This window comes from Pseudomonas mandelii (assembly GCF_006438925.1).
Taxonomy (GTDB): domain Bacteria; phylum Pseudomonadota; class Gammaproteobacteria; order Pseudomonadales; family Pseudomonadaceae; genus Aquipseudomonas; species Aquipseudomonas mandelii_C.
Window position 1 is genome coordinate 273,556 of sequence record NZ_RCZA01000008.1, and the last position, 19,462, is coordinate 293,017.

Sequence of the window (19,462 nt, forward strand, 5' to 3'; positions counted from 1 at the left end):
GCCTTCCTGGCGACACAACTTTCGGATTTTGCTAAACCCATGAAACAGAAAAAAGCCCAATGGCCGTGGCACGTGTTAACCGTGCTGCTGCTGATCGGCCTGGCCGGCGCGTTGTATTACGCTACCTCGCTGATGTCCTACGAATGGCGCTGGAACCGTGTGCCGCAATACTTCGCCTACCACGCCGAAGAATCCCAGCGTGCCGCCGACATCTCCACCGTCAGCGAACTGGTGCGCAAGGGCGACAAGGCTGAAGTCACCCTGCGCAATGATGCGGGCGTCGAGCAGCACCTGACCGTCGACGACAACAGCCTGCAAGTCGCCCAGGGTGATGATGTGGCCGAAGGCGACGTGATCGGCGTGACCCGTCATTGGGCCGCCGGACCGCTGATGTGGGGACTTTGGACCACCTTATGGTTGTCCGTGGTTTCAGGTGTGCTCGGTCTGCTGATCGGCCTGGCGACAGGCCTGTGCCGACTGTCGAGCAACCCGACCCTGCGCGATCTCTCGACGATCTACGTCGAACTGGTGCGCGGTACGCCGCTGCTGGTGCAAATCTTCATTTTCTACTTCTTCATCGGCACCGTGATGAACCTCTCCCGGGAGTTCGCCGGGATCGCCGCGCTGTCGCTGTTCACCGGCGCTTATGTGGCGGAAATCATCCGTTCCGGCGTGCAATCCATTGCCCGTGGCCAGAACGAAGCCGCGCGCTCCCTGGGCCTGAGCGCTGGTCAGTCGATGCGCCACGTGGTGCTGCCGCAAGCCTTCAAACGGGTGCTGCCGCCGCTGGCCGGTCAGTTCATCAGTCTGGTCAAGGACACCTCGCTGGTGTCGGTGATCGCCATCACCGAGCTGCTCAAAAGCGGTCGCGAAGTCATCACCACCTCGTTCTCGCCGTTCGAAATCCTGTTCTGCGTGGCCGGTCTGTACCTGTTGATCAACCTGCCGCTGTCGAAAATCGCCAGCCGGCTTGAGCGGAGGCTCGCGCAAAGTGATTGAAGTCCGCGATCTGGTAAAAGTTTTCGACACCCGCGGCCACGTGGTTCGCGCGGTGGATAACGTCACCACACAGGTGGCCAAGGGCGAAGTGCTGGTGGTGATCGGCCCGTCCGGTTCCGGCAAGTCGACCTTCCTGCGCTGCCTCAACGGCCTGGAAGAGTTTGACTCGGGCTCGGTGAGTATCGACGGCTTGCAACTGGCCGACCCCAAAACCGATGTGAATGCCTACCGCCGCGAAGTCGGCATGGTATTCCAGCATTTCAACCTGTTCCCGCACATGACCGTGCTGGAAAACCTCTGCCTGGCCCAGAAAGTCGTGCGCAAGCGCGGCAAGAAGGAGCGCGAGGCCAAGGCCTTGGCGTTGCTGGAGAAGGTCGGTATTGCGCAGAAGGCCAACGAGTTTCCGTCGCGCCTGTCCGGCGGTCAGCAGCAGCGCGTGGCCATCGCCCGGGCACTGGCGACGGAACCGAAGGTCATGCTGTTCGATGAGCCGACCTCGGCGCTCGACCCGGAAATGGTCGGCGAAGTACTGGACGTGATGAAAACCCTGGCGGTGGAAGGCATGACCATGGTTTGCGTCACCCACGAAATGGGCTTCGCCCGGGAAGTGGCGGATCGGGTGCTGTTCTTCGATCACGGCAAATTGCTGGAAGACGCTTCACCGGCCGAATTCTTCGATGCGCCGAAGGATCCGCGGGCTCAGGCCTTTTTGCGCCAGGTCCTCTAACCTCTGCGCCTGACGAACCGCATTCGCGAGCAGGCTCGCTCCCACATTGACCGGCGGCGCACACAAAACTTGTGTCCGACGCCTAACCTCTGTGGGAGCGAGCCTGCTCGCGAATGCATCACCTCGGTCCTAAGCGGACTGAGGCACTCACATCACCTTAAACCTTGAACCGTCCCACCAGCATCTGCAGATGCGTCCCCAGCCGTGCCAGCTCAACGCTGGACGCCGCGGTCTCTTCACTGGCTGCCGAGGTCTGCTCGGACACGTCGCGCACGTTCAGCACGCTACGGTTGATCTCTTCGGCCACCGCGCTCTGCTGCTCGGCAGCGGCGGCGATCTGCTGGTTCATCGACTGAATCGCCGAGACGGTGCGGGTAATGCTTTCCAGCGAGCCACCGGCGCGGCGGGTCAGTTCGACGCTGCTGTCGGTCAGGCTGCGGCTGTTGTCCATGATGGTCGCCACTTGCTGGGTCCCGGTTTGCAGGCCGACGATCAGCTCTTCGATTTCTTCGGTGGACTTCTGGGTACGCTGGGCCAAGCTGCGGACTTCGTCGGCGACCACCGCAAAACCACGTCCGGCCTCACCGGCACGGGCGGCCTCGATGGCGGCGTTGAGGGCCAGCAGGTTGGTTTGCTGGGCCACGGATTTGATCACGTCGAGCACGCTGCCGATCTTGTCGCTTTCGCGTTTGAGATGACCCATGGCTTCGGTGGAGTTGCCGACTTCCTTGGCCAGGCGCTCGATCTGGGCGATGGCTTCGGCGACCACTTTGTCACCTTCGCGGGCCTGCTGGTCAGCGGCGACGGCGGCTTCGGACGCTTCTTCGGCGTTACGCGCGACTTCCTGCACGGTGGCGGTCATTTCGTTCATGGCGGTGGCCACCTGGTCGGTCTCGACCTTCTGGCTGTTGACCCCGGTGCGGGTCTGCTCAGTAACTGCCGACAGTTCTTCGGCAGCATTGGCGATTTGCGTGACGCCGTCACTGATACCACCGATCAATTCGCGCAGGCCCAGGGTCATGCTCTGCATGGCACGCTGTAGCTGACCGAGTTCATCCTGACGCTCAGAGATAAGGTTTTGGGTCAGGTCACCGGCAGCAACGCGCTCCGCCACTTTGAGAGTCTGGCTCAGGGGAATCACGATCTGGCGAGTGATGGCCCACGCGGCAAGCATGCCGAAGGCCAGCGCCAGGAGGGTGGCCAGCAGCAGCAGGTTTTTGGCGTGCGCGGCGTCGGTGTCACGGACGATGGTTTGCGACACGGTAAGTTTTTTGCTGGTGTCGCGCAGGATCTGGCCTTGATCGGCCATACGTTGGAGGGCCGCGGCGCTGGCAACCTGAGAGTCACGGAACTGGCTGACGGCGGCGCGATAGGCCTTGAGCGAGTCAGTGGCCTGCTGCAGGTTGGCGATGTGCTGTTCCGGCAGTTTGGAGGGCAGGCTTTCGAGGTTTTTCAACGCGTTGTCGATGGCGTCCAGCGCCGGTTGCTCGGCCTCGGTTTTGCCGCTGTAGGTGTAACCGCGCACCTGAAAGCGCGCTTGCTGGATCAGTTTGCTCAGGTCGATCACGCTGTTGAAATCGGCGACGCTGTCACCTTGCAGCATGGATTTTTCGACTTCGGCGACACGGGCCACGGCGTTGTCGGCGGTGGCGCCGAGTTTGCCACGGGCGTCTTCGCGGTTGGCGCCGGCCTGGGTCATGGCCGTGAAGGCTTGTTTGTACTCACTGACGGCGGCCAGTTGCTGGTCGATCATAGCCACGTCGGCCGGTTGCTCGATCAACGTGCGCGCGGTTTTCAGGCCAGTATCGAGTTGGCCGAGCAGGTCGTTGACCGCACCGGGGCCTTGTTCGCCGCGACGCATTTCGTATTCCAGGCGGGCCAGGTGCAGGTCTTTGGTCAGGTCATTGAGGCTGGCAATAAACCCCAGCTTATCGCCGCGACTCATCACACCGCTCAGGCCGGTCCAACCGGTGAAGGTGATCAACAAGGTAAGCAGCAGCACCAGACCGAAGCCGGCACCCAGTTTGCGATTGACGCTGACGTTCCCCAGTTTCTCGGCTAGCCATCGGTACATGCTGCAACTCCCTCGAACCATTTGTTGGTTTTATAGGGGCTGTATCGGCCGTGTGGCGACATTCTGTAGATGCCAGGGCGCTTTCCTTGTAGCAGCTGGCGAAGCCTGCGTTCGGCTCGGGCCGCGTTCGGACGAAGCAGTCGTCAATCCGGCGTACTTGGTAAACCTGAAAGACCGCGGCGCCCGATTTGCGACTGCTGCGCAGCCGAACGCAGGCTTCGCCAGCTGCTACAGGTTTGCGGTGTTTAGAAGAGGCGAGAGAGCAGCGCAGTGACGGCGGTTTCGACCCGCAGGATGCGGTCGCCAAGCTGTACCGGTTGCAGGCCGGCCTTGCCGAGCAGGTCGATTTCGTAAGGAATCCAGCCACCTTCGGGGCCGATGGCGAGGGTTACCGGTTCGTTCAGGCCGCGAGGGCAGGGCGGGTAGTTGCCGGGGTGGCCGACGAGGCCGAGGGTGCCCTCGGTGATCGCCGGCAGACGGTCTTCGACGAACGGCTTGAAGCGCTTCTCGATGACGATTTCCGGCAGCACGCTGTCCCGGGCCTGTTCAAGGCCGAGGATTAGTTGCTCGCGAATCGCCTCTGGGCCCAGGAACGGGGTTTGCCAGAAGCTCTTCTCGACGCGATAGCTGTTCACCAGAATGATTCGTGGCACACCCATGGCCGCTACGGTTTGAAACACCCTGCGCAGCATTTTCGGCCGTGGCAGGGCCAGCACCAGGGTCAGCGGCAGCTTGGCCGGTGGCGGCTGGTCGAGGGTGACGCGCAACTCGGCTTCGTCGGCGTCCAGGCGCAGCAGTTCGGCCGAGCCCATCAGCCCGCCGATACGCCCGACTCGCAGGCTGTCGCCGACAACGGAGCGGTGGACTTCTTGCATGTGCGTTAACCGGCGATCACGCAGGATGGCCCGGTCGGCCGCAATGAAGTCGGCCTCTTCGAGCAGCAGCAGGTTCACGGTTGAGTCGCTGGCGGCTGGTCGTTGTGATCGTCGGCCGGCTGGTCGTCAGGGTGCTCGCCGCGCTTGCTGACCAGGCTGCCGAACAGGATGCCGATTTCAAACAGCAGCCACATCGGTACGGCCAACAGGGTCTGCGAGAAGATGTCCGGTGGCGTCAGGATCATGCCGACCACGAAGCAGCCGATGACCACGTACGGGCGGATTTTCTTCAGGTATTTGACGTCGACCACGCCGATCCACACCAGCAACACCACGGCCACCGGAATTTCAAACGCCACGCCGAAGGCGAAGAACAGCGTCATGACGAAATCGAGGTAGCTGGTGATGTCAGTCATCATTTCCACGCCGGCCGGGGTGGCGGCGGCGAAGAACTTGAAGATCAACGGGAACACCAGGTAATAGGCGAACGCCATGCCGGTGTAGAACAGCACGATGCTGGACATCAGCAACGGCACCGCGATGCGCTTCTCATGCTTGTACAGGCCCGGTGCGATGAAGCCCCAGATCTGATGCAGGATCACCGGAATCGCCAGGAACAGCGAAACCATCATGGTCAACTTCAGTGGCGTCAGGAACGGCGACGACACGTCGGTGGCGATCATCGTCGCGCCGGCTGGCAGGTACGCGCGCAGCGGCGTGGAGACGAAGGTGTAGATCTGCTGGGTGAAGGCAAACAACCCGGCGAAGATGATGAAGATCGCCGCTACACAACGCAGCAGGCGGGTACGCAACTCGGTGAGGTGCGAAACCAGCGGCATGTGCTGGTCGTTTTCGGGGAGTTCGCTCATGGGGCTCGCGGCGGCAGTGTTGGGTCATGAGGGGCCGGCGCAACAGGCGCAGCCGCAGGCGTAACAGGTTCAACCGGTGTTACTGCAACAACGGGCGCAGGTTCAACGGCTGCTACAACAGGTGCAGGTTCGGCAGCGGCTGGAGCATGAATCGTCTGCTCCGCCACAGGCTCAACCGGCTGAACCGGCGTAGCCTCCTGCTGAGTCGGCGTGAAAATCTTCCGCGCCTCCTGCTCCAGCGACAGAATGTGCTCGTTGTGCAGTTGCCGACGAATCTCGTCGGCACCGATTTCACGTTCAACTTCCTGTTTGATCGCGTTGAAGCTGCGCTTCAGACGGCCGACCCACAGGCCGGCGGTGCGCGCAGCACCCGGCAGACGCTCGGGGCCCAGCACCAGCAGGGCCACGAGGCCGACGAGCAGCAGTTCAGAGAAGCTGATACCAAACATTAGTCAGTGCTCACACGTCTTTGCGGATCGGCTCTTCGACTTTTTGCGCCTGCACGTCGATGGTGTGCGGCTGGTTCACCGAGGACTGCGGCTGAACCGGCGGTACCGGTTGGGACGGCGTCACGGTCGGATCGGCCGGTTTTTCGTCGTCGTTCATGGCTTTCTTGAAGCCCTTGATCGATTCGCCGACATCGGTGCCCAGGTTTTTCAGTTTTTTGGTGCCGAACACCAGTACGACAACAACCAGGATGACGATCCAGTGTTTCCAGTCAAAAATGCCCATGTTGCTGCTCCTCTCTAATAATTGTTCAGGCGGACGGGCGCGAGGCTTTCTCGGCGTGTCCGGACAGACCGAAACGACGGTCCAGTTCATCGAGTACAGCCTGTGGATGCTGCCCCAGTTGGGCGAGCATGACCATGCTGTGGAACCACAAATCGGCGGTTTCGTAGATCACATCGCTGCAGTCACCGCTGATGGCGGCGTCCTTGGCGGCAATGATGGTTTCGACCGACTCTTCGCCGACTTTTTCCAGAATCTTGTTCAAGCCCTTGTGGTACAAGCTGGCGACATACGAGCTGTCGGCGGCGGCGCCTTTGCGCTCCTCCAGCACCTGGGCCAGACGGGTCAACGTGTCACTCATGGCTGTGTCCTGCGGAATAGATGGCGTGCGGGTCCTTGAGCACCGGGTCGACGGTTTTCCAGTCGTCGTTCTCGAAGACGCGGTAGAAGCAGCTCTGACGGCCGGTATGGCAAGCGATGTCGCCGATCTGCTCGACCATCAGGATGATCACGTCAGCGTCACAGTCCAGGCGCATCTCATGCAGGGTTTGCACATGGCCGGACTCTTCGCCCTTGCGCCACAGCTTGCCACGGGAACGTGACCAGTAAATAGCACGGTTCTCGGCAGCGGTCAGTTCCAGCGCTTCACGGTTCATCCAGGCCATCATCAGGACGCGCCCGGTCTTGTGATCCTGGGCAATCGCCGGCACAAGGCCATCGGCGTCCCACTTGATCTCGTCCAGCCAGTTTTTCATCTTCGACTCCGACAGCGGTTCCACACTTCATGAGTAGAACCCAAGCGTTGAAACAGTGTGCCAGCGTGCGGGGGCGCTGGCTATCGGCGAACGACCAGATACAAACCAACCGCCACCATGATGCCGGCCGGCCAATGTCCCAGTTCGTTCAGCGGCCCACCGGCAGCGAGTATTGTGCCGCCGGCCAGGTGCGCACAGCCGAGCAGTCGCAGCAGCCAATCGTCCTTGCGGCGGTGCCACGGTGGCGGCGGGTCGTAGGCGTGGGGCTGGGACATGCGTTCGAGCAGGTCGCGGGCCATGTTGGCCAGGTGCGGCAGCTGTTCGAACTGGCTCTGCACGTTGCCGATCAAGGCTTTGGGGCTGACGCGCTCACGCATCCAGCGTTCGAGGAATGGCTGGGCGGTGTTCCACAAATCGAGGTCCGGGTACAGCTGACGACCCAGGCCTTCAATGTTCAGCAGGGTTTTTTGCAGCAAAACGAGCTGCGGCTGCACTTCCATGTTGAAGCGTCGAGCGGTCTGGAACAGGCGCATCAGCACCTGGCCGAAAGAAATATCTTTTAACGGTTTTTCGAAGATCGGCTCGCACACGGTGCGGATCGCCGCCTCGAATTCGTTGAGTTTGGTTTCCGCCGGCACCCAGCCCGAATCGATGTGCAGCTGCGCGACACGACGGTAATCACGCTTGAAGAACGCGAACAGGTTGCGCGCCAGGTAATCCTGGTCTTCCGGGGTCAGGCTGCCGACGATGCCGCAGTCGATCGCAATGTACTGCGGGCTCCACGGGTTCACGGTGCTGACGAAGATGTTGCCGGGGTGCATGTCGGCGTGGAAGAAGCTATCGCGGAACACCTGGGTGAAGAAGATCTCGACGCCGCGCTCAGCGAGCATTTTCATGTCTGTGCGCTGGTCGGCCAAGGTTGTCAGGTCGGTGACCTGAATGCCGTAGATGCGCTCCATCACCAGCACTTTCGGCCGGCACCAGTCCCAATAGACTTGCGGCACGTAGAGCAGCGGCGAGCCGTCGAAGTTACGTCGCAACTGGCTGGCGTTGGCCGCCTCGCGCAGCAGGTCGAGTTCGTCGTAGATGGTTTTTTCGTAGTCCTGGACCACGTCCACCGGGTGCAGCAGGCGCGCGTCGGCCGAGAGCTTTTCGGCGGCGCGGGCGAGGATGAACAGCCACGCCAGATCCTGCGCGATGATCGGTTTGAGGCCCGGGCGGATGACCTTGACCACCACTTCTTCACCGGTTTTCAGCTGCGCGGCATGCACTTGTGCCACCGAGGCCGAGGCCAGCGGTTCGACGTCGAAGCGGCTGAAGACTTCACTGATCTTTTTGCCGAGCTGTTCTTCGATCAGATTGACCGACACTTGCGAATCGAACGGCGGCACGCGGTCCTGCAGCTTCATCAGCTCATCGGCGATGTCTTCCGGCAGCAAGTCGCGGCGGGTGGACAGGATTTGCCCGAACTTGATGAAAATCGGTCCCAGGTCCTGCAACGCCAGACGCAATCGGGCGCCGCGGCTCAGGTCCAGCGTCTTGCGCGGGAACCAGCGCCACGGCAAGGCGTAGCGCAGCGCCAGCAGAAACCACGGCAGTGGCAGGGCGAACAACAGGTCATCGAGGCGGTAGCGAATCACAACGCGCTGGATGCGCAACAAACGGCGGACGGCAAGCAGCTTCATGCGTTATCGCTTGGGTCGAGGGATCGGGAGAGGCGCTCAAAACGCGCCTCGAGACGTTCCAGATCGAGTTTGATCTGGTCCAGTTCACTGAAACGGGCTTCGGCTTCGCGCTGACCGACGAGGGTGCGCGATTCTTCGGCCAGGTACTCGCCAAGATTCTGGTTCAGGCTGGCGAACCCTTGCTGATACCAGCGTGCGCGACTGCGCAGGTGACCGCCGAGCAGTTGCGTGGTGACAGGTCCCAGCCAGCGCGAGAGTTCGTACTCCCAGTCCAGCTCAAGGTCCTGAAGGATCGCCGCCAGTTCCAGCAGCACGCCGCTGTCGCCATCGAGCTCGACTTCAGGAGCATGCAGGACCGAAGTCTTGTCCTTGCTCATGGCCAGTTTCAACAGGCTGGAGGCCGGTGCGCGCAAGGTGCAGTCGGCGCCGGTTTCCCAGTGGGAAGCCAGCATCAAGCCTTCGTCGCTGGGCAGGATGAACACTTGCAGCGCCGGGCTGCGGCAGTCGACGGCAATCACCTTGCCACTCAAATGCGCCAGCCGCGGCAGCGCTGTGCTGTCGAGACGCAGCACTCGGTTCAGACCGAGTTCAACGCTGGCGAGCAGGCCGGCCAGCAACATCAGGGTTTGATGCCACGGTGCAGGGCGACGATGCCTGCGGTCATGTTGTGGTAGGTCACGCGGTCGAAACCGGCCTCGACCATCATCGACTTCAGGGTTTCCTGATTCGGGTGCATGCGGATCGATTCGGCCAGGTAGCGATAGCTTTCCGAGTCGTTGGTGATCAGCTTGCCCATCAGCGGCATGAAGGCGAACGAGTAGGCGTCGTAGGCTTTGGACATCAGCGCATTGGTCGGCTTGGAGAACTCCAGCACCAGCAAGCGGCCGCCCGGTTTCAGCACGCGCAGCATCGAGCGCAGGGCGTCTTCTTTATGGGTAACGTTGCGCAGGCCGAAGGCGATGGTCACGCAATCGAAATGGTTGTCCGGGAACGGCAGCTTTTCAGCATCGGCCTGGACGAATTCGACGTTGCCGGCCACACCCAGGTCCAGCAAACGGTCACGACCGACCTTGAGCATGGATTCGTTGATGTCGGCCAATACGACCTGGCCGGTCGGGCCAACGAGGTGCGAGAACTTCTTGGTCAGGTCGCCGGTGCCGCCAGCGATGTCCAGCACGCGGTTACCGGTGCGAACGCCCGACAGCTCGATCGCGAAACGCTTCCACAGACGGTGCATGCCGCCCGACAGGAGGTCGTTCATCAAGTCGTACTTGGCGGCTACCGAGTGGAACACCTCAGCGACTTTTTCCGCTTTTTGGCTTTCCGGAACGTTTTTGAAACCGAAGTGAGTGGTGGGTTCGGCATCGCTGCCTTTGCGCTGATCAGTCATATCGCTGTCACCAGAAGAGAATGCGGGACATTCTAATCCCGGTGGCCTGCTTTGTCTTGGCAAGGCTGCAGGTAAGATAGGTAACCACCGGGACGTTTTGCCGCAGTAGCGGTCAGGATGCTTCGGGAAAGTATTCATAAAGCAGGAGTCATTCGATGGCCCGTATTAGTGTTGAGCGTGCCCATGGCCTGGGTAAGGAAGCGGCCCGCGAGAAGGCCGATCTGTTGGCGCAGAAACTGTCCGATCAATATGGCCTGGAGCCGCAATGGTCCGGCGACACCCTGAACCTCAAGCGTTCCGGTGTGAAAGGCGCGGTGTATGTGGGTGAGGATTCGATCAAGGTCGATGTCGAACTGGGCCTGTTGATGTCGGCCATGAGCGGCACGATCAAATCGGAAATCGAGAAGGCCCTCGACAAAGCGTTGGCGTGATGCCGAAAAGATCGCAGCCTCGTTTCACTCGACAGCTCCTACAGGTGAGCACCGCCATCCTCTGTAGGAGCTGTCGAGTGAAACGAGGCTGCGATCTTTTTCCCAAAGGCACCACCGATTCATGTCAGTTGTTAGGGTGCCGTTTCTAATTATTCTCACTACTTTGTGCCTGAGCCCGACTCTTTCGCGGGCAGTTCCTCAAACCTTCTGCGCGTGAGGTGCACCATGGCCAAAGTTATTTTGAAGAAAAAAATCGACGCTTCGACGACTGCTCTGAGCGACGTTAAATCTTATGCCCGCAAGATCTGGCTGGCAGGCCTGGGTGCCTACACCAAGGTCGGCCAAGAGGGCAGCGAGTACTTTCAAGAGTTGATCCAGGCGGGTCAAGCTGTTGAAAAGAAAGGCAAAAAAGTAGTTTCCGAGAAACTTGAAGCGGCCAATGCCGAGATCGATGAAGCCAAGAGTGAAGTGAGCACTTTCAAAGGCAAAGTCGAACTTCAACTCGACAAGGTCGAGAAGGCTTTTGACTCGCGTGTCGCAAGTACCTTGAATCGTATCGGCATTCCGTCTAAACATGACGTTGAGACACTCTCTGCCAAGCTCGATGAGCTGACGGCATTGCTCGAACGCGTCGCGCGTAAATCTTAAGGAGAACGGGATGGCTGGTAAAAAGAACACCGAGAAAGAAGGCAGCTCGTGGATCGGGAAAGTCGAAGACTACTCCCGCAAAATCTGGCTGGCTGGTTTAGGCGTGTACTCGAAGATCGACACTGACGGCAGCAAGCTCTTCGATACATTGGTCAAAGACGGCGAGAAAGCCGAGAAGCTCACCAAGAGCGCTGTCGGCAAAAAAGTCGATGCTGCCAAGGACTCTGCCACGTCGGCAAAGTCGCGCATCAGCGGCGTGAAAGATCGTGCGCTGGGCAAGTGGGATGAGTTGGAAGGGGCTTTCGACAAGCGCCTGAACAGCGCCATTTCGCGCCTGGGTGTACCAAGCCGCAACGAAGTCAAAGCACTGCACAGCAAGGTCGATACCCTGACCAAGCAAATCGAAAGACTCACTGGTGCCAAGGTGGCGCCTGTTGCGGCGAAAACCGCGGCGGCCAAACCGGTAGCGAAGTCCGTTGCCAAACCACTGGCTAAAGCTGCCGCTAAACCGGCTGCCAAACCAGCGGCCAAAACTGCCGCAGCGAAACCTGCAGCGGCCAAAGCAGCAGCAAAACCAGCCGCTAAACCAGCCGCTAAACCGGCTGCCAAAACTGCAGCAGCCAAACCCGCTACCAAGCCAGCGGCCAAACCTGCCGCAGCGAAGAAGCCAGCGGTGAAAAAGCCGGCAGCTCCGAAAGCGGCGGCACCAAAACCAGCAGTGGCTGCCGCCAAACCGGCAACCCCGGCCCCGGTCAGTGCATCGAACTCCGCTACTGCGCCGACCCCTGCTGCAACCCCGACTGTCGCGCCAGCTCCTTCGACGCCAACCAGTCAGTCCTGATTTTCAGGGCTCAAGAAAACGCCCGGCCTGCAAAGGTCGGGCGTTTTTTTATGCACGAATTAATGAACACCGCAGATCCACTGTGGGAGCGAGCAGGCTCGCTCCCACAGGGGTTAGTCGTGTTCTTCGAGGTATTGAAGGGCCAGTTGCTCCGTCGCGACCTTGATCGGCGGCAACAAATGCGGCGCCACCAGCATCATGATCTGGTACACCACCAATCTCACCTCACCCTCGCGATCCAGTATCCGCTGATAGTCCAGCGAGAACAGCAGCGTCATGGTGATCTGTTCCACCAACTGCCCCAACGCCTGGGTATCGCTGACCAATTGCCCCTGAGCCTTTAATCGTGCGAGCAACGAAGCCAGCGTACGCTTCAACGCATTGAGCAGGTTGCGTATGCCCTTGGCCAGTTTCGGCAAGCGCCCGGCGAGGTTCGACAGGTCCTGGAACAGAAACCGGTAATGGGCCAGGCGCTCGACGATCAGGTGCAGAAACAGCCAGTAATCTTCCGGTGCCAGTTCCACATCGGCCGGTGGATCGAGCAGGGGCGCCAGTTCGGCCTGGAAGCGCTCGAACAGTCCGAGAATCAACGGTTCCTTGCCGTGGAAGTGGTAGTAGAGGTTGCCTGGGCTGATGCCCATTTCGTTGGCAACTTCCATGGTGGAGACGTTCGGCTCGCCCTTCTGATTGAACAACTGCAAAGCACATTCGAGAATCCGGTCGCGGGTTTTCATCCAGTCTTCTTAATGGTCGAGTCATGCCACGGCCGGCGCCGGCCGTGGTTCGTTGTCAGTCAGCGCACGCGCACATAAGTGCCGGGTGCCGCTTCCATCGGTGGATAGTTCTGGTTGCCAAGCGCCATGTGGGTTTCTTTTAGCGCGCCTGAACGTTCTTGAATCCAGCCCAGCCACTGAGTCCACCAACTGCCGTTGACTTGCTTGGCGTCGTAATACCAGGCCCGTGGGTCAGTGCTCAGCTTCGTGCTCTCGACGAAGTTGGCTTTCGGGTTTGAGGGTGGGTTGAGAATACTCTGCACATGCCCGCTGTTGGACAACACGAAGCGTCGCTCGCCACCCAGCAGCAGGGCCGAGCGATACACCGCATCCCACGGGGTGATGTGGTCATTGATGCCCGCGACGCTGAAGCTGTCGACGTTGACTTTCTGCAAGTCGATCGGCGTGCCGCACACCTCCAGACCTCCCGGATGACTCAGCGGGTTGTGTTTGAAGAAGTCCAGCAAGTCGCCATGCAAGGCTGCCGGCAAACGTGTGTTGTCGTTGTTCCAGTAGAGGATGTCGAACGCCGGAGGCTCTTTGCCCAACAGGTAGTTGTTAACGAAATAGCTCCAGATCAAATCGTTGGGGCGCATCCACGCGAAGATCTTGGCCATGTCGCGGCCATCCATCACGCCTTTCTGATAGGAGCGACGCTTGGCCGCCTCAAGCGTCTGTTCGTCGGCGAAGAGGGTCGCAGGCGAGTCCATCTGACTGTCGAGCAGGCTCACGAGATAGGTCGCACTGGACACCCGCCGAAGTTGTCGCTTGGCCTGCAAATGGCCTTGCAGCGCGGCAATGGTCAGCCCGCCCGCGCAGGCGCCCATCAGGTTGACCTCACGAGCACCGGTGATCGCCCGGCACACATTCATCGCTTCTTCCACGGCTTCGACGTACGTCGACAGCCCCCATTCGCGATGACGTACATCCGGATTGCGCCAACTGATCATGAAGGTCTGCAAACCATTCTTCAGGGCGAACTGGACGAAGCTGTTGTGCGGACTCAGGTCGAAAATGTAGTACTTGTTGATCTGTGGCGGCACCACCAGCAGCGGTTTGGAATACTGCTTTTCGCTCATGGGCTTGTACTGGATCAACTCCAGCAGCTCATTGCGAAACACCACGGAGCCCGTAGTGGTGGCGACCGTTTTGCCGACCTCGAAAGCTTGCTTGGTGACTTGTCTGGGCAGGCCGTCGTTGTGCAGGAAGTCGTCGACCAGGTGGCTGATCCCTCGCACCAGGCTGTTGCCGCCGGAGTTGAAGATTTCCTTGATCGCCAGCGGATTAAGCAGGCTGTTGGACGGTGCCATGGCGTCGTTGAGCAAGGCGAACGCGAAGTGGGCACGGGCGCGATCGTCTGGAGTCATGTTGCTGTCGTCGATCCAGTGTTTGACCTGCTTCTGCCAGCTCAGGTAGGCCTGCAAACTGCGGCGATAAAAAGGGTTGAGGCTCCACGCCGGATCGGCAAAGCGCTTGTCCTGTGGATTGGTCGGGTGCAGGGTTTCGCCCAGCAGTACACGGCCCAGTTGACCGCCCAGCTTCAAGGCGTGTCGGGCGGTGTGCACCGGGTTGCGCAAACCATGGGCGGCAACGCTGCGCAGGGTAGAAAACAGATCCCGACCACGCAGGCCGGTAATCGCACTCTGTGCGTTGATGAACGCGGCGGGAGTGGGCAAAAATTCCCTCGCTGGTTTTTCGCGCATGAATCAACACTCCTTCGTCTTCAGGCCAAATACAGATACACCGAACCAGAACACCATAGACGCTGTTGCGGAATGTTGCGCGGCGCTGCGTCTTCCCGACCCCTTTTTGTAACAAAAGCCAGGGCCGATTAGCCGCCCAATGGCGACGGATGCGGATGCATCACGGCACGCTGACGTTCTTCCTCGAGAAACTTCATGATGATCGGTGCCACTGCTTCGGCCCGGGTAATCAAAAACAGATGCCCGTCGTCGATGATGTGCAACTGGGCGTTGGGAATCCGCCAGGCCAGTAACCGCATGTTGACCAACGGAATCAGTGGATCGTCGTCACCGGCCAGTACCAGGGTTGGCTGGTTGATCTTGTGCAGCCAGTGAATGCTGGTCCAGCCGAGGCCGGCGAACAGCTGCCAGTAATAACCGAGTTTGCCGGCCGAGCGGACCTTGGCGGCATGGCTGGCGGCCAGGGTCGGATCGCGACGGAACGCACCGCCATAGATCATCGGCGCAATGCGAATCACGTGAGACGGCTGGATGTAGCGTCGTGGGCTGGCCATCATCCACAGGACTCTCGGCTTGCCCGGCACCATCACCGTGCCAGCCGCCGTGGCCGCCAGAACGAGTTTCTTGCAGCGCTCGGGGTAGTCGTAAGCGAACTGCTGGGCGAGGGCGCCCCCCCAGGAAACGCCGATTACGTTGACTTGCCCGTAGTCGAGATAGTCGAGCATCCGCGCCGTGAGTTTCGCCAGGCCCGGAAAGCGATACGGTCGCCGTGGCGTCGACGAACCGCCGACACCAGGGACGTCGAAGGCGATGACTTCCAGGTCCGGGTCCAGCGCCGCGACGAACGGAAACACCAGCTCCAGGTTGGCGCCGATGCCGTTGAAAATCAGCAAGGGCGTCAAGTGAGGCTTGCCGGGGCGTACCGCCGTACGGAGGGTCTGGCCATCCAGGTCGACGGTACGAAATATGAACGGTTGCGGCATGCTTCAGGCCCTGTGGGTCACTGTCTTTAATTCATCCCAATCCCTTGTGGGAGAGAGCTTGCTCGCGATAGCGGTGTGTCAGCCAGCACATTTGCCAAAGCTGCCGCCGCCATCGCGAGCAGGCTCGCTCCCACACAGGGGCGCGAGGTGTGTCAGTTATCGCTCATGCACATAAGTGCCTGGTGCAGCTTCACCCGCCGGATAAGCCTTGTTGCCCAAACTGCTTGGAGACTTTTTCAGTTTGCCGGAACGCTCTGCTTGCCATGCCTGCCAGTGCAGCCACCAGGAATCGGTGTGCTTGGTGGAGTTTTCTTGCCACTCCTCAGCTTTGACCGGCATCTCGGTGCTGGTCATGTAGCGCGATTTCGGATTGCCCGGCGGGTTCAGAATGCTCTGGATATGCCCGCTGCTGGACAGCACGAATTCAACGTTGCCACCGAACAGTTGCGCCGACTTGTAGCAGGACTTCCAAGGGGTGATGTGGTCGTTGGTGCCGGCCAGGGAGTAGATGTCGGCAGTGACCTGCTTCAGATCGATCGGTGTGCCGCACACTTCCAGTGCATCAGGTCGGATCAGTGGGTTGGTTTTGAACATCTCGATCAGGTCGCCGTGGAACGCTGCGGGCAACCGTGTGGTGTCGTTGTTCCAGAACAGGATGTCGAAAACCGGCGGCTCGTTGCCCAGCAGGTAGTTGTTGACCCAGTAATTCCAGATCAGGTCGTTGGGGCGCATCCAGGCGAAAATTTTCGCCATGTCGCGGCCTTCCAATACGCCGGCCTGATAGGAGTGGCGCTTGGCGGATTCGAGCGTCTGCTCGTCGACGAACAGTGCCACGTCGCTCTCCAGGGTGGTGTCCAGCACGCTGACCAATAGCGTCAGGGCGTTGACCTTGTTCTCGCCGATCGCGGCGTAGTGGCCCAGCAAGGCGGTGCAGGTGATGCCTCCGGAGCAGGCGCCGAGCATGTTGATGTCTTTGCTGCCGGTGATCGCGGTGACCACGTCGACCGCTTCCTTGAGCGCTTCGATGTAGGTCGACAGACCCCACTCGCGCTGCTCCTTGGTCGGGTTGCGCCAGCTGACGATGAACGTCTGCATGTTGTTGCGCAGGCAGAAGCGCGCCAGGCTCTTGTCCGGGCTCAGGTCGAAAACATAGAACTTGTTGATCTGCGGTGGCACCACCAACAGTGGGCGCTCGTGCACCTGCTCAGTGGTCGGCCGGTAGTGGATCAGCTCCAGCACGTCATTGCGAAACACCACCGCGCCTTCGGTGACGCCCAGGCTCTTGCCAACCTCGAACGCGCCCATGTTGACCTGGCTCGGCATGCCGCCGTTGTTCACCAGATCCTTGGCCAGATGGGAGAGGCCGTCGAGCAGGCTTTTGCCGCCGGTTTCGAAGAAGCGTTTGACCGCCGCCGGGTTGGCCGCACTGTTGGTGGGGGCCATGGCTTCGGTCATGAGGTTGATCACGAAATGCCCGCGTGCGACATCCTTGGGCGAGAGGTTGCTGTCGCCGATCCAGTCGTGGAGTTCCTTGCGCCACGCCAGGTAAGTTTGCAAATAACGTCTGTACAGCGGGTTCTGGCTCCAGGCCGGATCGGCGAAGCGACGGTCATCGCTTGTCGGTTGGAGCTCGGATTTACCGAACAACACGTTCTTCAGTTCAAGACCAAAATGAGCGACATGCCTGGCGCTGTGAATCGGTTGTCTGATGGCCTGCCTAAGCACCATTCGAGCAGAAGCCAGTAGATCTTTTCCACGCAGCCCAACGACAGGATTCAGCCCCAAGGTGTTTTCCGAGGCCTGATACTTCAAGTCATCGTTATTCTTGTTACTCATCTACGACGCTCCATTGTCCTGAGACGAGTACCTGAGCCCAGCTGTGCATTCCCACAGCAAATGCCAGGTACTACTGCTCGGGTGACCGTTAATTCTGCATCGCTGCTTTTTAGTTCAGAGAGCACTGCAGGTACCTTGCCAGCTCCATTGGTTACCCGAGTTTAATTTTTTTCGCAAGCATGCCAATCCTCGGCCCGGAAGCGGAGCATTCAAACAGATGGAATTAGAAAATGCCTTCTAATGAGCGAAAGGCCCGAGCTAGAGCATCAGCTTGACGATGGATTCGTTCGGATCGCGGGTCTTTCCGGCGGCTTTGAGTTCGGCAAGATAATCGTTCCAGAGATCCTCTTGTCGCACGCCCAGCTGGTACAGATATTCCCAGGTGAACAGGCCGCTGTCGTGGCCGTCGTCGAAGGTCAACTTCAGTGCGTACTGACCGGCCGGTTCGACCTTGGTCAGGCCTACGCCGATCTTGCCAAATTGCAGGATAGGTTTGCCGTGGCCCTGGACCTCGGCGGAAGGAGAGTGCACGCGCAGGAACTCGGCGGGCAGGTGATGTTCCTCGCCGGACGCATATTTCAGCGACAGGGTTTTCGAGGCTTTGTGCAGTTTGATGTCGGTGGGGAGTTGGGTCATGACAGGTCATCCGTCTTGGTGGAGCACCCTGTAGGAGCTGCCGAAGGCTGCGATCTTTTGATCTTGTTTTTTTCAAGGAAAAATCAAAAGATCGCAGCCTGCGGCAGCTCCTACAGGGGAACAGGTGACCTACAGGATATAACGGGACAGGTCTTCGTTCTGCGCCAATTCGCCCAAGTGGCTGTTGACGTAATCGGCGTCGATCAGGATCGCCTTTTCGTCGTGGGCGCTGGCCAGGTCACCGGCGCTGAACGACACCTCTTCAAGCAGACGCTCAAGGAGCGTGTGCAGGCGACGGGCACCGATGTTCTCGGTCTTCTCGTTGACCTGCCAGGCGATCTCGGCAATACGCTTGATGCCGTCCGGCAGGAATTCGATCACCAGGCCTTCGGTCTTCAGCAGGGCGCAATACTGCTCGGTGAGCGACGCGTGCGGCTCGCTGAGAATGCGTTCGAAATCTTCAGGCGTCAGCGCCTTGAGTTCGACACGAATCGGCAGGCGACCTTGCAGCTCAGGCACCAGATCGCTCGGTTTGCTCAGGTGGAACGCGCCGGACGCGATGAACAGGATGTGGTCAGTCTTGACCATGCCCAGTTTGGTGTTGACGGTGCAGCCTTCGATCAGCGGCAGCAGGTCGCGCTGTACGCCTTCGCGGGACACGTCGACGCCACCGGTGTTGCCGCGCTTGGCGACCTTGTCGATTTCGTCGATGAACACGATGCCGTGCTGCTCGACCGCTTCCAGCGCCTTGGCCTTCAACTCTTCTTCGTTGACCAGGCGACCGGCTTCTTCGTCGCGCACCAGTTTCAGCGCTTCCTTGACCTTGACCTTGATCTTGCGGCTCTTGCGTTTGCCCTTGCCCATGTTGGCGAACAGGCTCTGCAACTGGTTGGTCATCTCTTCCATGCCCGGCGGCGCGGAGATATCGACACCGGTCACTTCGGCGACTTCGATTTCGATCTCTTTGTCATCCAGCTGACCTTCGCGCAGGCGCTTGCGGAACAGCTGACGGGTGTTGGAGTCGGCCGACGGTGCGGCGTCGTCGTTGCTGAAGCCCATGCGTGCCGGTGGCAGCAGGGCGTCGAGGATGCGTTCTTCGGCGGCGTCTTCGGCGCGGTGGCGAACCTTGGTCATTTCCTGTTCGCGCAGCAGCTTGATCGCTGCGTCGGCCAGGTCACGAATGATCGATTCAACATCGCGGCCGACATAGCCGACTTCGGTGAACTTGGTCGCTTCGACCTTGATGAACGGCGCGTTGGCCAGTTTGGCCAGACGACGAGCAATCTCGGTTTTACCGACACCGGTCGGACCGATCATCAGGATGTTCTTTGGGGTCACTTCAACGCGCAGCTCTTCAGGCAGCTGCATCCGGCGCCAGCGGTTACGCAGCGCGATGGCGACGGCGCGCTTGGCATCGTCCTGGCCGATGATATGGCGATTGAGTTCGTGGACGATTTCACGGGGAGTCATGGACATAGTAATTGGCGGTCCTCAGGTAAAAGTGAGCC

Annotated in this window: 21 protein-coding genes; 5 read left to right on the forward strand and 16 right to left on the reverse strand. The window is 60.0% G+C overall.

Features of this window, described 5'->3' with window-relative positions:
* Positions 1-39: 39 nt before the first annotated feature.
* Both EAH74_RS20170 and EAH74_RS20175 read left to right on the forward strand, forming a co-directional pair.
* Positions 40-999, forward strand: coding sequence for an amino acid ABC transporter permease (locus tag EAH74_RS20170; RefSeq protein WP_140680623.1), 960 nt, complete (start codon positions 40-42; stop codon positions 997-999).
* Positions 992-1,726 carry an amino acid ABC transporter ATP-binding protein gene (locus EAH74_RS20175; RefSeq protein WP_140680625.1) on the forward strand — a complete coding sequence of 245 codons (735 nt, stop codon included), beginning with the start codon at positions 992-994 and terminating at the stop codon, positions 1,724-1,726. The genes EAH74_RS20170 and EAH74_RS20175 overlap by 8 nt, the downstream gene beginning before the upstream one ends.
* 157 nt (positions 1,727-1,883) lie before the next feature.
* Here the strand turns inward: EAH74_RS20175 and EAH74_RS20180 are convergent, their stop codons facing one another.
* From EAH74_RS20180 to ubiE, 10 genes are all read right to left on the reverse strand, one after another.
* On the reverse strand, positions 1,884-3,800 hold the full coding sequence (locus EAH74_RS20180) for a methyl-accepting chemotaxis protein (RefSeq protein WP_140680627.1): 1,917 nt from the start codon (positions 3,798-3,800) through the stop codon (positions 1,884-1,886).
* A gap of 245 nt (positions 3,801-4,045) precedes the next feature.
* Complete coding sequence (locus EAH74_RS20185; protein WP_140680629.1) at positions 4,046-4,753, reverse strand: 16S rRNA (uracil(1498)-N(3))-methyltransferase; 708 nt, start codon at positions 4,751-4,753, stop codon at positions 4,046-4,048.
* Positions 4,750-5,544 carry a twin-arginine translocase subunit TatC gene (gene tatC / locus EAH74_RS20190; protein ID WP_123366959.1) on the reverse strand — a complete coding sequence of 265 codons (795 nt, stop codon included), beginning with the start codon at positions 5,542-5,544 and terminating at the stop codon, positions 4,750-4,752. Before tatC ends, EAH74_RS20185 begins: the two co-directional genes overlap by 4 nt.
* A complete protein-coding gene (gene tatB / locus EAH74_RS20195; RefSeq protein WP_140680631.1) occupies positions 5,541-5,993 on the reverse strand; it encodes a Sec-independent protein translocase protein TatB in 453 nt (150 codons plus the stop codon). The genes tatC and tatB overlap by 4 nt, the downstream gene beginning before the upstream one ends.
* Positions 5,994-6,003: 10 nt before the next feature.
* The gene (locus EAH74_RS20200; RefSeq protein ID WP_140680633.1) at positions 6,004-6,276 is read right to left on the reverse strand and encodes a twin-arginine translocase TatA/TatE family subunit; all 273 of its coding nucleotides are present in this window, start codon (positions 6,274-6,276) and stop codon (positions 6,004-6,006) included.
* Positions 6,277-6,301: 25 nt separating this feature from the next.
* Positions 6,302-6,634, reverse strand: a complete 333-nt coding sequence (locus EAH74_RS20205; RefSeq protein ID WP_007899279.1) for a phosphoribosyl-ATP diphosphatase — start codon at positions 6,632-6,634, stop codon at positions 6,302-6,304.
* Positions 6,627-7,028, reverse strand: a complete 402-nt coding sequence (gene hisI / locus EAH74_RS20210) for a phosphoribosyl-AMP cyclohydrolase (protein ID WP_140680635.1) — start codon at positions 7,026-7,028, stop codon at positions 6,627-6,629. The genes EAH74_RS20205 and hisI overlap by 8 nt, the downstream gene beginning before the upstream one ends.
* 80 nt (positions 7,029-7,108) lie before the next feature.
* A complete protein-coding gene (gene ubiB / locus EAH74_RS20215) occupies positions 7,109-8,713 on the reverse strand; it encodes a ubiquinone biosynthesis regulatory protein kinase UbiB (protein WP_046052145.1) in 1,605 nt (534 codons plus the stop codon).
* Complete coding sequence (locus EAH74_RS20220; protein WP_140680637.1) at positions 8,710-9,333, reverse strand: ubiquinone biosynthesis accessory factor UbiJ; 624 nt, start codon at positions 9,331-9,333, stop codon at positions 8,710-8,712. The genes ubiB and EAH74_RS20220 overlap by 4 nt, the downstream gene beginning before the upstream one ends.
* Complete coding sequence (gene ubiE / locus EAH74_RS20225) at positions 9,333-10,103, reverse strand: bifunctional demethylmenaquinone methyltransferase/2-methoxy-6-polyprenyl-1,4-benzoquinol methylase UbiE (protein WP_007948968.1); 771 nt, start codon at positions 10,101-10,103, stop codon at positions 9,333-9,335. Before ubiE ends, EAH74_RS20220 begins: the two co-directional genes overlap by 1 nt.
* Before the next feature lie 155 nt (positions 10,104-10,258).
* On the opposite strand from ubiE, the gene EAH74_RS20230 reads away from it, so the two are divergent.
* The 3 genes from EAH74_RS20230 to EAH74_RS20240 all read left to right on the forward strand — a co-directional run bounded on the left by EAH74_RS20230 (position 10,259) and on the right by EAH74_RS20240 (position 12,023).
* Positions 10,259-10,534 (forward strand): polyhydroxyalkanoic acid system family protein, encoded by a 276-nt coding sequence (locus tag EAH74_RS20230; protein ID WP_074872865.1) that lies wholly within the window; start codon positions 10,259-10,261, stop codon positions 10,532-10,534.
* A 225-nt stretch (positions 10,535-10,759) separates the two neighbouring features.
* Positions 10,760-11,182, forward strand: a complete 423-nt coding sequence (locus tag EAH74_RS20235; RefSeq protein ID WP_140680639.1) for a phasin family protein — start codon at positions 10,760-10,762, stop codon at positions 11,180-11,182.
* 10 nt (positions 11,183-11,192) lie between these two features.
* Positions 11,193-12,023: a phasin family protein gene (locus EAH74_RS20240; protein WP_140680641.1), complete on the forward strand. Its 831-nt coding sequence runs from the start codon at positions 11,193-11,195 to the stop codon at positions 12,021-12,023.
* A 113-nt stretch (positions 12,024-12,136) separates the two neighbouring features.
* On the opposite strand, the gene EAH74_RS20245 is transcribed toward EAH74_RS20240, so the two are convergent.
* From EAH74_RS20245 to hslU, 6 genes are all read right to left on the reverse strand, one after another.
* The gene (locus EAH74_RS20245) at positions 12,137-12,757 is read right to left on the reverse strand and encodes a TetR/AcrR family transcriptional regulator (protein WP_140680643.1); all 621 of its coding nucleotides are present in this window, start codon (positions 12,755-12,757) and stop codon (positions 12,137-12,139) included.
* Positions 12,758-12,816: 59 nt separating this feature from the next.
* A complete protein-coding gene (gene phaC / locus EAH74_RS20250; protein ID WP_140680645.1) occupies positions 12,817-14,499 on the reverse strand; it encodes a class II poly(R)-hydroxyalkanoic acid synthase in 1,683 nt (560 codons plus the stop codon).
* A gap of 128 nt (positions 14,500-14,627) precedes the next feature.
* On the reverse strand, positions 14,628-15,482 hold the full coding sequence (gene phaZ / locus EAH74_RS20255; protein WP_140680647.1) for a poly(3-hydroxyalkanoate) depolymerase: 855 nt from the start codon (positions 15,480-15,482) through the stop codon (positions 14,628-14,630).
* A gap of 156 nt (positions 15,483-15,638) precedes the next feature.
* A complete protein-coding gene (gene phaC / locus EAH74_RS20260) occupies positions 15,639-17,318 on the reverse strand; it encodes a class II poly(R)-hydroxyalkanoic acid synthase (RefSeq protein WP_140680649.1) in 1,680 nt (559 codons plus the stop codon).
* A gap of 258 nt (positions 17,319-17,576) precedes the next feature.
* On the reverse strand, positions 17,577-17,954 hold the full coding sequence (locus tag EAH74_RS20265; protein ID WP_008149540.1) for a gamma-butyrobetaine hydroxylase-like domain-containing protein: 378 nt from the start codon (positions 17,952-17,954) through the stop codon (positions 17,577-17,579).
* 129 nt (positions 17,955-18,083) lie between these two features.
* On the reverse strand, positions 18,084-19,430 hold the full coding sequence (gene hslU, locus EAH74_RS20270) for an ATP-dependent protease ATPase subunit HslU (protein ID WP_140680651.1): 1,347 nt from the start codon (positions 19,428-19,430) through the stop codon (positions 18,084-18,086).
* Between the last annotated feature and the right edge of the window lie 32 nt (positions 19,431-19,462).

Bases quoted from the DNA above. Each gene is read 5' to 3' on its own strand.
- hslU (WP_140680651.1), bottom strand. From the start codon at position 19,430: ATGTCCATGACTCCCCGTGAAATCGTCCACGAACTCAATCGCCATATC.
- EAH74_RS20205 (WP_007899279.1), bottom strand. From the start codon at position 6,634: ATGAGTGACACGTTGACCCGTCTGGCCCAGGTGCTGGAGGAGCGCAAA.
- ubiB (WP_046052145.1), bottom strand. From the start codon at position 8,713: ATGAAGCTGCTTGCCGTCCGCCGTTTGTTGCGCATCCAGCGCGTTGTG.
- EAH74_RS20170 (WP_140680623.1), top strand. From the start codon at position 40: ATGAAACAGAAAAAAGCCCAATGGCCGTGGCACGTGTTAACCGTGCTG.
- EAH74_RS20235 (WP_140680639.1), top strand. From the start codon at position 10,760: ATGGCCAAAGTTATTTTGAAGAAAAAAATCGACGCTTCGACGACTGCT.
- ubiE (WP_007948968.1), bottom strand. From the start codon at position 10,103: ATGACTGATCAGCGCAAAGGCAGCGATGCCGAACCCACCACTCACTTC.
- EAH74_RS20200 (WP_140680633.1), bottom strand. From the start codon at position 6,276: ATGGGCATTTTTGACTGGAAACACTGGATCGTCATCCTGGTTGTTGTC.
- EAH74_RS20180 (WP_140680627.1), bottom strand. From the start codon at position 3,800: ATGTACCGATGGCTAGCCGAGAAACTGGGGAACGTCAGCGTCAATCGC.
- phaZ (WP_140680647.1), bottom strand. From the start codon at position 15,482: ATGCCGCAACCGTTCATATTTCGTACCGTCGACCTGGATGGCCAGACC.
- EAH74_RS20245 (WP_140680643.1), bottom strand. From the start codon at position 12,757: ATGAAAACCCGCGACCGGATTCTCGAATGTGCTTTGCAGTTGTTCAAT.
- EAH74_RS20240 (WP_140680641.1), top strand. From the start codon at position 11,193: ATGGCTGGTAAAAAGAACACCGAGAAAGAAGGCAGCTCGTGGATCGGG.
- EAH74_RS20230 (WP_074872865.1), top strand. From the start codon at position 10,259: ATGGCCCGTATTAGTGTTGAGCGTGCCCATGGCCTGGGTAAGGAAGCG.
- EAH74_RS20220 (WP_140680637.1), bottom strand. From the start codon at position 9,333: ATGTTGCTGGCCGGCCTGCTCGCCAGCGTTGAACTCGGTCTGAACCGA.
- phaC (WP_140680645.1), bottom strand. From the start codon at position 14,499: ATGCGCGAAAAACCAGCGAGGGAATTTTTGCCCACTCCCGCCGCGTTC.
- hisI (WP_140680635.1), bottom strand. From the start codon at position 7,028: ATGAAAAACTGGCTGGACGAGATCAAGTGGGACGCCGATGGCCTTGTG.
- EAH74_RS20265 (WP_008149540.1), bottom strand. From the start codon at position 17,954: ATGACCCAACTCCCCACCGACATCAAACTGCACAAAGCCTCGAAAACC.
- tatC (WP_123366959.1), bottom strand. From the start codon at position 5,544: ATGAGCGAACTCCCCGAAAACGACCAGCACATGCCGCTGGTTTCGCAC.
- tatB (WP_140680631.1), bottom strand. From the start codon at position 5,993: ATGTTTGGTATCAGCTTCTCTGAACTGCTGCTCGTCGGCCTCGTGGCC.
- phaC (WP_140680649.1), bottom strand. From the start codon at position 17,318: ATGAGTAACAAGAATAACGATGACTTGAAGTATCAGGCCTCGGAAAAC.